The following is a 9552-nucleotide window of genomic DNA, read 5'->3' on the forward strand; positions in this document are numbered from 1 at the left end:
TTGACCAGTTGCCCGTTGAATCAGTTGCCTGTGGTCGACTGCGACGCCTTGGCACCGGCCGCCTGATCGGGTGTGACAGCCGCGGCACTGCCTCGTTGGGCCGGCACCAGGAGCCTGGTGTTCTGGACCCCGTATTTCCAGGGATCGACCATCTGCATGACGGTGTTGGCGGCCTGCGCATTGCCGGCGCCGGCCGTTGGCCCTTCGCTGCGCACATAGTCGTCGCTGGTGCAGCCAGCGGCAAAGCCGGCCAGCAGCAAGGCGACGCTCGATCCAAAGACCAGACGCATGGCTTCAATCCTTCGGCAGGTCGAGGAAATGCCCAGCCGAAGCGGCCGCTGCAGGTTGAGTGACGCGGCCGTCTGCCAACGCCACGGTGCGACCGGCATCGGAATCCTTCACTTCCTCGGTGTTGTTGAGAAAATAGTCGGCATTGCTGGCCGGCTGCGTGCCATCTGTCGGCTCGACGAGCTTCTTCGACGGATCGACCGGCTTGACCAGATAGGGCGTTACGATGATGACGAGGTCGGTCTCGCGCCGCTGATAGGATTTCGACGAGAACAGCGCCCCAAGCACCGGCATCTTGCCGAGGCCCGGAATGCGCGACGTGGTGATGTCGTTTTGCGACTGCAGCAGTCCAGCGATCATGAAGCTCTGGCCGTTCTTCAGGTCGACCGACGTCCTGGCACGGCGCACGATGAAGCCAGGAACCGAGATCGTCCCGATATTGTAGGAGGCCGACGCGTCGATCGAGGAGACTTCCGGCGCGATATCAAGGCTGACCAGCCCGTCTTTCAGAACCGTAGGCGTGAAATCCAGGCTGACGCCGTATTTCTTGTAGCTGACCGAGATCTTGCCGTTGTCCTCCGAGACCGGGATCGGGAACTCGCCGCCGGCGAGGAAGCTAGCCGTCTGGCCGGACCGGGCGATCAGGTTCGGCTCGGCCAGTCGCCGCGCTAAGCCGCGCTCTTCCAGCGCCTTGATGGCGATATCGATCGATACGCCGTTCGATAGGAGACGACCGATGATCTCGCCAGTACCGGCCGCCGGCACTGTGCCCGGATCGATCGAGACGTCGCGGCCGCCAAGGCCATAGGCGAAATTGGCGGCGTATTTGGCACCCAGATCCTGGCCCGCCTGGCGGTTGATCTCGACAAAGCGGACGTTGAGCTGGACCTGCTGCGAAGATGAGATGTTGACCGAGTTGATCACCTCCTCGGCACCGGAAAAGCGCGTCGCGATCTTGTTTGCCTTTTCGGCGGCGACGGCATCGTCGGCCTCGCCCGACAGCACGACACGGCCATTGGCCGATCCGACCTTGATCCTGGCATCCGGCACGCTGGCGCGAATGGTGCTGGCCAGTTGGTCGGTGTCGAGCGTCACCTCGATGTCGACGGTGCCGACAAGCTGCTTTTTCTCATCGAACAGCGCAATCCCGGTGGTGCCGAGATTGTTGCCGAGCACATAGAAGGATTTGTCGGTCAGCGGATTGACGTTGGCGATCTCCGGATCGCCGATGACGATCTGGTAGAAGGCAGCACTGGTGATGATCGTCTTCGGCTTGCCCTTGGCAACCTTGATTGACGCATTCTTGGTCGACGACACGTAGACGACGTCGTTGTCAGCTCTCGCCGCCGAGGCGCCCAAGGCCAGCATCGCCGCAGCGGCCAGCGAAGACGCGACAGCCACGGCGCGCAAAACGCGCAACCGCGTCATGACCCGATATATGAACAGCCCGAACATTGTCCCGTCCCTCACCCAGTCCCCACTGGTTTATTTCTGGTCCCGCGAAGGAACCTGGTATTCCTCGGCCTTCGTGCCGCGCGTTACGATGACCGTCTTGAACTTCGGTTTCTCCGGCTCCTTGGTGACGGCGTCGAACACCGAGCCGGCCGCGGCCTGCACATTCGAGGCGACCGATCCGCCGAAGGAGGAGATGGTGGTGACGCCGTTCTTGCCGTCAGCGCCTTCGCTGGCGGACCGAAGCGACAGCGAGAGCGTGCCGACGGTGCGGGCCAGCGCTACTTTCTGCGCGCCGTCCGTCGTCACCTCGATTGTCACCGAATTGGAGATCTGCGGCGTCGTCTGGCGCTCGTCGGCGCCCTGCCCGACGCTCAGCACCTTGGCATCGGCGACAACGATCTCGGAGGTGATGGTGGAACCGGCAGCGCCTTGCGCATTCTTGGCCACTTCCTGGATTTCGCCGGCATCGCGCGTCAGCACCACGTCAACGCGGTCACCGGGCGTGACGAAGCCGCCGACTCCGGCGATCTCGTCGGTGCGGATGGTGACCGCCCGCATTCCGGGCGTCATCATGTTGGAGAGCGTCGCGCGGCCATTCGGGCCGGACAGCTTGGTCAGCAGCACCGGTTCGTTGACCTCCATCGGCGACAGCACCACGCGAGTGCCGTCGGCGAGCAACGCATTGATGGTGGTGAAGGCGCCCTGCGGCACGGACTCTTGCGACCACGGGATTTCGCTGAGCTGCGCGCGGTCGAGCTCCATGCCGTAGCGCAACGGGGCATTCGCCACCACGATGGTCTTGAATTCGACTTTCGGCACGACAGGTGCCGGAATCGACGACGTCTTCTCTTCGGAATCGGCCTTGGCCTGGCTTTTGACCCAGAAATCCGCGGCAAAGATCGAGATCGCGCCGAAAACGGCGGCGATGCCGATCATCGATATGGCCTTGCCCCTCACGCCTAAACCCCTGATATCAGCAGTTTCTTATTTAGTTGGGCTCACGTTAGGCGGCATTGTTAAAGAATCAGGAATCCCGGGCGTTGGTATCGGATCTATTTCCGCCGGCTTGGTTATCGAATGGTTTTGGGGTAAGAGGGCCCAGATCCCCGAACGGAACAGGAACCTCGGTCGCTTGGCGCTGAAAAGCGTGGCAGTATCGCGAGGTGATTCGCAGCACCGGAACCTATGGCAGGCATGGACGACAGCAACGATCTCTTCGGCAATATGGACAAGCAGCCGCAGCCGGTGCGTACCGCTGCGCGCCCGGCGGATCCACTGGTGGTGCAAGCCACCAAGCGTCCTGCCTCGACCAAGGACGGCAGCGAGGGCTATAGCGCCGCCGACATCGAGGTGCTGGAAGGGCTGGAACCGGTGCGCCGCCGGCCAGGCATGTATATCGGCGGCACCGACGACAAGGCGATGCACCATCTGTTCGCCGAGGTCATCGACAATTCGATGGACGAAGCGGTGGCCGGTCACGCCACCTTCATCGATGTCGAGCTTTCGGCCGACGGCTATCTCGCCGTGACGGACAATGGCCGCGGCATCCCGATCGATCCGCACCCGAAGTTCAAGAAGCCGGCGCTTGAAGTGATCATGACGACGCTGCATTCGGGCGGCAAGTTCGACTCCAAGGTTTACGAGACATCAGGCGGCCTGCATGGCGTCGGCGTGTCCGTGGTCAACGCGCTGTCGGACCATCTCGAGGTCGAGGTCGCGCGGGGACGGCAACTCTATCGGCAAAAATTCTCGCGCGGCGTTCCCGTGACCGGCCTGGAACAGTTGGGCGAGGTCCACAACCGGCGCGGCACAAAGATCCGCTTCCACCCCGACGAGCAGATTTTCGGCAAGGGCGCGGCGTTCGAACCGGCGCGGCTCTACCGTATGACGCGCTCGAAAGCCTATCTGTTCGGCGGCGTCGAGATCCGCTGGACCTGCGATCCGTCGCTGATCAAGGAAAAAGACCAGACACCGGCCAAGGCGGAATTCCATTTTCCCGGCGGCCTGAAGGACTATCTCAAGGCATCGCTCGGCGACGACTTCCAGGTGACGCGCGAGATTTTCGCCGGCAAGAGCGAGAAACAGGGCGGCCACGGCTCGCTCGAATGGGCGGTGACCTGGTTCGGCGGCGACGGCTTCATCAATTCCTACTGCAACACCATCCCGACCGGCGAAGGCGGCACCCACGAGGCCGGCTTCCGCAACGTGCTGACGCGAGGCCTGCGCGCCTATGCCGACCTCGTCGGCAACAAGCGCGCCTCGATCGTCACCTCGGAAGACGTCATGATCTCAGCGGCGGGCATGCTGTCGGTGTTCATCCGCGAGCCGGAATTCGTCGGACAGACCAAGGATAGGCTGGCGACGATCGAGGCAATTCGAATTGTCGAGACCGCAATCCGCGATCCGTTCGACCATTGGCTGGCCGACAATCCGCAGGAAGCCTCGAAGCTGCTCGAATGGGTGATCGCACGCGCCGACGAGCGGGTGCGCCGGCGCCAGGAAAAAGAGGTGTCGCGCAAGAGCGCGGTGCGCAAGCTGCGGCTGCCGGGCAAGCTCGCCGACTGCACGCAGAATGCCGCGGCCGGTGCAGAACTGTTCATCGTCGAAGGCGACTCGGCCGGCGGCTCGGCCAAGCAGGCGCGCGACCGCGCCAGCCAGGCCGTGCTGCCATTGCGCGGCAAAATCCTCAACGTCGCCAGCGCCGGCAACGATAAGCTGGCGGCCAACCAACAGATTTCAGACCTGATCCAGGCGCTCGGCTGCGGTACGCGTTCGAAGTACCGCGATGAGGATCTGCGCTACGACCGCGTGATCATCATGACCGACGCCGATGTCGACGGCGCCCATATCGCCTCGCTGCTGATCACCTTCTTCTACCAGGAGATGCCGGCGCTGGTGCGTGGCGGCCATCTCTATCTCGCCGTGCCGCCGCTTTACTCGATCAGGCAAGGCGGCAAGGTCGCCTATGCCCGAGACGACGCCCACAAGGACGAGCTCCTGCGCACCGAATTCACCGGGCGCGGCAAGGTGGAACTGGGCCGCTTCAAGGGTCTGGGCGAGATGATGGCCGCCCAGCTCAAGGAAACCACCATGGATCCGAGGAAGCGGACGCTGCTCAGGATCGATGTAATCGACGCCGAGACGGCGACCAAGGATGCCGTCGATGCGTTGATGGGCACGAAGCCGGAGGCCCGCTTCCGGTTCATCCAGGAACGCGCCGAATTCGCCGAGACGGAAGTGCTGGATATCTAGCCGCCAGCCGGTCCATAACAAGGCTCCAGTTGCGGAGACGAGCATGTGACCAGGACGCGGCTGAAAGGCTATTTCGAGACGAGTTTAGCCGGGTTGACGCAGCCGACGCGCTCCGACTGGATCTTTGCCTTGCGCACCGTTTCAGCCGGCTTGATCGCGCTGCTGGCAGCCTATGCGCTGAAGCTCGACCATCCGCAATGGGCCATGATGACGGTGTTCATCGTCGCCCAGCCGGTTGCCGGCATGGTGCTGGCGAAGGGCTTCTACCGGCTGCTCGGCACGCTGGTCGGCGGCATCGCCGCGATCGGCATCACCACCGTTTTCGGCACCAACCCCTGGGTGCTGGTGACTGTGCTTGCCGTCTGGATCGGCATCTGCACCTTCGTCTCGTCGCTGCTGCGCAATCCGGAAGCCTATGGCGCCGCCCTGGCCGGCTACACCGCAATGATCATCGGCCTGCCCGCTTTCGGACAGCCGCATCTCGTCGTCGACCTCGCTGTCGCGCGCTGTGCCGAGATCGTGCTCGGCATCGTCTGCGCCGGCCTGACCAGCCGGCTGATCCTGCCAAAACTGGCCAGCGACGCCATCGTCTCGCGCCTGAAACGCTGCATCCTCGATCTTGCCACCTATGCCGGCGGTGCGTTCTCCGGCGGCGACCCGGCAACGCTGTCCGCGCTGCACCGAAAGCTGGTCACAGATACCCAGACGCTCGGCGAGATGCGCGCCTATGCCAGGCTCGAGGCGCCGAGCTTCGCGCCGCGCGCGCATCCGGTCCGGCGCACCATCGGACAACTGCTCTCGGCGCTGTCGGCGGCACGTGCGTTGCATTCGCATGCCGCTCCGAAGAATGCGGCGCTCATTCCGGTGCGTTCGGAGTTGCAGGCCCTTGTCGGTGAAATGGCCACGAAGCCCGGCGCGCTGGACGACACCACGCCTTGGGTGGCGCGGCTCGACACCATCTCGGCCAAGGCCCGGCAAATGCCCGATGCCTCGACCGACCAGGGCGACGACAGGGTCGGCACGATCACCCGCCTGACCATTGCCGCCGATTTCGCCGATGCGCTCAAGCAGGTGCTGCGCGGCCTCGATGCCCTGCGTGCGCCTGCCACGCGCCCGGCCAGGGGCAGCAGGCAGCCTGCGCTGGTGGTGCATCGCGATTACGCCGGCGCAGCGCGCAACGCGGTGCGCGCTGCCCTTGCGACGCTGCTGGTCGCGGCCTTCTGGTTGACGACGAAATGGTCGGAAGCCGCCGGCACGGTCATTCTCGTCGCCGTCGTGTCGAGCCTGTTTGCTGCTCGCCCCGACCCTGTGCAGGTCGCCTGGGGTTTCTTCAAGGGAACGCTTCTGGCGCTGCCGTTTGCCTTTCTCGTCGGCCAGATCGCATTGCCTGCCCTGCCCGGCTTCGGCTGGTTCATGCTGTTTGTCGTGCCGATCCTGGTGCCGACGGCGCTGGCCATGGCCAATCCACGCTATGTCGGCGTGGCGACGGCTTTCGCCATCAACTTTCTCGCCTTCCTCAGTCCACACCAGGCGATGACCTACGATCCCGGACCCTTCTTCGCCGGTTCGGCGTCGATCCTGGTCGGCATCCTGCTGGCGATCGGTGTCTTCATCGTCGTGCTGCCGGCCGATCCATGGCTCGCGGCCAACCGCATCGTGCGCGCCATGCGTGAGGATCTGGCGCGGCTTTGCCTGCATGAGCGGGTGCCGAGGCGGTCGGCCTTCGAGAGCCTCGCCTACGACCGCATCAACCAATTGATGCCGCTGGTGCAGAATGCCGGTCAGAAAGGCGATGCGGTTCTGGGCGGCGGCGTCGCCGCCGTCACCGTCGGCCTGGAGGTCCTTCGGCTGCGCGATGCGAGCCAAAGCCATGCCATCCCATCCGAGACCGCGCTTTCGATCGCCAACTTCCTGAGAGGGCTGGCGCGCGAACTGCTCTTCCGCGCCCCCGGCGATCCGCAGACATCCACCGTCACCGTCGCCCGGCAATATGCGGCTGGTATTGCCCAGCGAAACGGTACCGGGGAATTGCTGCAGATCGCGGCATCGCTGCGCATCATCGCCGCCGCGATGGAGGATTTTCCGGATTTTTTCGCCAGGGATAAAGGCTAGGCGGCCGCTATCGCCAGCGCGTGGCCGCGTGCGTTTTCGCGCAGCGCGTCGAGATGGATCGACTTGACCAAGGCGGCGAGATCACCCTCGGCGGATTGACCGCCCACTTCCTTGAGCATCAGCCAGCTTACCTCCTGCACACCGGCGACGCGCTTGCCGTTGGCGACCTCGCGCCAGATCTTCAGCGCACGCAGGATGATGGCGTGCGTGGCGCCGGCGAGCCCGGCGCTGCGGAACAATGCCTGCAAGGCCACGTCGTGCCCGCCGGCCAGCAGCGCCCTCACACGTTGTTCGGACTGCTGGCTGAGCGCAACCAGTGCCGAGCCGAAGAAATCGACCTTGCCATGCGCGATGGTGCGGATGAGGAAGCTCGCGGTGAGGTCGCCACGCAGCCTGAGATGCTCGATCAGGGCCGCATGTTCTTCCGTGCGCGTGCCTTCGATCAGCGTCACCGAAGCCTTGACGCAGGCGTCGCGCATGACGCGGTCGGCTCGCGCCGCGCCCATCATCGCCATCACCAGTGGCGACGTTTTCAGCATTTCGCCAAGCTTGACGAGCAGCATATGCCGGCAGTCGGCCGGCAGCCTGACATCCGATATCAGCGCCTCGCGCACCAGCGGCAGGTGCCCATGCCGTTCGGCCATGCGGCGGAAGCTGAGCGAGGCGATGTCGGCGCCGCTGTTGGCGAGCAGCACGGCGCAGGCGTCCGCCTCGCCGATCTCGGCGATGGCCGCTGACAGCGCCATCGAGACGAGCGGCCGGTCTGCGATCAGTTTTTGCGTCGCCTTCGGACTCGAAGCCACGCGGTTGATCAGGTCGGCGTCGGTGAGCAGCGGCGAGCGCGCCAGCACCACGCCGGCGACTTCCGGCTGGTCGGAGGCCAGCACGCTGATGATCTGCATTGGCGCGTGTTGGCTCATCGACAGCGCCTCGGCCATCGCCAGCCGCACCTTTGACGAGGCATCGTCGAGCAACAGTGTCAGCGCCGCCTCTGCGGCGCAGCGGTCCTCGAAGGGCAATTCGGAATTGATGTAGGCTCGGGCCAGAGCGCTCGCCGCCGCGGCGCGCTCCGACACCTTGGCCGTGTAGATCCATTTCAGGAAATGCGAAACAACAACCATGCCCGCCTGCTTACGCCCCTTGCCGGAAGGTTCCGACCCCACTGACGACCGTAGGCAGAATTGGTTTACGAACCGTTCACCATGTTCATTAACTGGCTTGCGAGGCTGATTTGCAGCGCCTATCAACCGTCAAGCACCTGAGGAGAAAGAAATGGCCGGACTTTATCTCGAAGAGTTCGTCGTCGGCCATGTCTTCCAGCACACGCTGCGCAAGACCGTTACCGAAAGCGACAACATGCTGTTTTCGGTGATGACGCTGAACCCGCAGCCGCTGCACATCGACTTCGATTTCGCCGCCAAGAGCGAATGGGGCAAGCCGCTGGTCAATTCGCTGTTCACGCTCGGGCTGATGATCGGCATTTCGGTCAATGACATCACCGTCGGCACCACGGTGGCCAATCTCGGCATGAAGGAAACCGTGTTTCCACATCCGGTCTTCCATGGCGATACCGTTCGCGTCGAGACGACAGTCATCTCGGTGCGCGAGTCCAGGTCGAAGCCCGATCGCGGCATCGTCGAATTCGAGCATCGCGCCTACAACCAGCATGGCGATCTCGTCGCCAAATGCACCAGGCAAGCGATGATGCTGAAGAAGGCAGCCTGATCATGCGCTCGCTGCTGTTCGTCCCCGGTGACTCCGAGAGGAAGCTGGAAAGGGGTTTTGGTGCCGGCGCCGACGTGGTCATCGTCGACCTCGAGGATTCCGTGGCGCCGCACAACAAGGCGCTGGCGCGCGGCGTAGCGGCGCGCTTCATCCTGGAACGCAGGGCACAAACGACTTCCGCCATCTATGTCAGGGTCAATGACCTCGCGACCGGGCTGACGGATAACGATCTGGCGGCGCTGGTTCCGGCGAAACCCGACGGCATCATGCTGCCCAAGTCGAACGGCGGCCAGGATGTGCAGCACCTATCGGCAAAACTCAGGGTGCGCGAGGCCGAAAACGGCCTGGCCGACGGCGCGATCAAGATCCTGCCGATCATCACCGAAACGCCGGCAGGCGTGCTGGCGGCGGCAACCTATGCCGGGACCAGCGCGCGGCTTGCCGGGCTCACCTGGGGCGCGGAAGACCTGTCGGCGGCGCTCGGTGCGCGCTCGGCTCGCGACGAGCGTGGCCGCTACACGGACGTGTTCCGTCACGCTCGCACCATGACCATACTCGCCGCCGGTGCGGCGGAGGTCGCGGCGATCGACACCGTCTTCCCGAATTTTCGCGACATGGCGGGCTTCGCCGCGGAGTGCGCCGAGGCCGAACGCGATGGCTTCACCGGCAAGATGGCGATCCACCCCGATCAGGTGCCGGTCATCAACGCAGCCTTCACGC

Annotated in this window: 8 protein-coding genes; 4 read left to right on the forward strand and 4 right to left on the reverse strand. The window is 64.2% G+C overall.

All coding sequences use genetic code 11. The features are described from left to right. Positions 1 to 20: 20 nt before the first annotated feature. Genes EN990_RS26490 through cpaB form a run of 3 tightly spaced genes read right to left on the reverse strand, consistent with a single transcriptional unit; the run spans position 21 to position 2700 of the window. Positions 21 to 290 carry a hypothetical protein gene (locus EN990_RS26490; protein WP_013531962.1) on the reverse strand — a complete coding sequence of 90 codons (270 nt, stop codon included), beginning with the start codon at positions 288 to 290 and terminating at the stop codon, positions 21 to 23. Between the two features lie 4 nt (positions 291 to 294). After that, a complete protein-coding gene (locus tag EN990_RS26495) occupies positions 295 to 1743 on the reverse strand; it encodes a type II and III secretion system protein family protein (protein ID WP_064995330.1) in 1449 nt (482 codons plus the stop codon). Positions 1744 to 1773: 30 nt separating this feature from the next. After that, positions 1774 to 2700 (reverse strand): Flp pilus assembly protein CpaB, encoded by a 927-nt coding sequence (gene cpaB / locus EN990_RS26500; RefSeq protein ID WP_245465080.1) that lies wholly within the window; start codon positions 2698 to 2700, stop codon positions 1774 to 1776. Between the two features lie 237 nt (positions 2701 to 2937). Between cpaB and parE the strand changes: the two genes are divergently transcribed. Beyond that, the gene (gene parE, locus EN990_RS26505) at positions 2938 to 4995 is read left to right on the forward strand and encodes a DNA topoisomerase IV subunit B (RefSeq protein WP_013531965.1); all 2058 of its coding nucleotides are present in this window, start codon (positions 2938 to 2940) and stop codon (positions 4993 to 4995) included. Between the two features lie 45 nt (positions 4996 to 5040). Next, the gene (locus tag EN990_RS26510; RefSeq protein ID WP_127388424.1) at positions 5041 to 7107 is read left to right on the forward strand and encodes an FUSC family protein; all 2067 of its coding nucleotides are present in this window, start codon (positions 5041 to 5043) and stop codon (positions 7105 to 7107) included. Here EN990_RS26510 and EN990_RS26515 read toward each other — a convergent pair. Then, the gene (locus EN990_RS26515; RefSeq protein WP_063167881.1) at positions 7104 to 8228 is read right to left on the reverse strand and encodes a DUF2336 domain-containing protein; all 1125 of its coding nucleotides are present in this window, start codon (positions 8226 to 8228) and stop codon (positions 7104 to 7106) included. The genes EN990_RS26510 and EN990_RS26515 overlap by 4 nt on opposite strands. Before the next feature lie 151 nt (positions 8229 to 8379). Between EN990_RS26515 and EN990_RS26520 the strand changes: the two genes are divergently transcribed. Both EN990_RS26520 and EN990_RS26525 read left to right on the forward strand, forming a co-directional pair. Next, positions 8380 to 8832, forward strand: coding sequence for a MaoC family dehydratase (locus EN990_RS26520; RefSeq protein WP_027162575.1), 453 nt, complete (start codon positions 8380 to 8382; stop codon positions 8830 to 8832). A gap of 2 nt (positions 8833 to 8834) precedes the next feature. Next, positions 8835 to 9552, forward strand: a 718-nt coding sequence (locus EN990_RS26525) for a CoA ester lyase (RefSeq protein WP_164766160.1), incomplete at its 3' end; no start/stop codon positions are given.

The organism is Mesorhizobium sp. M7A.F.Ca.US.005.03.1.1, from assembly GCF_003997975.1.
GTDB lineage: Bacteria > Pseudomonadota > Alphaproteobacteria > Rhizobiales > Rhizobiaceae > Mesorhizobium > Mesorhizobium ciceri.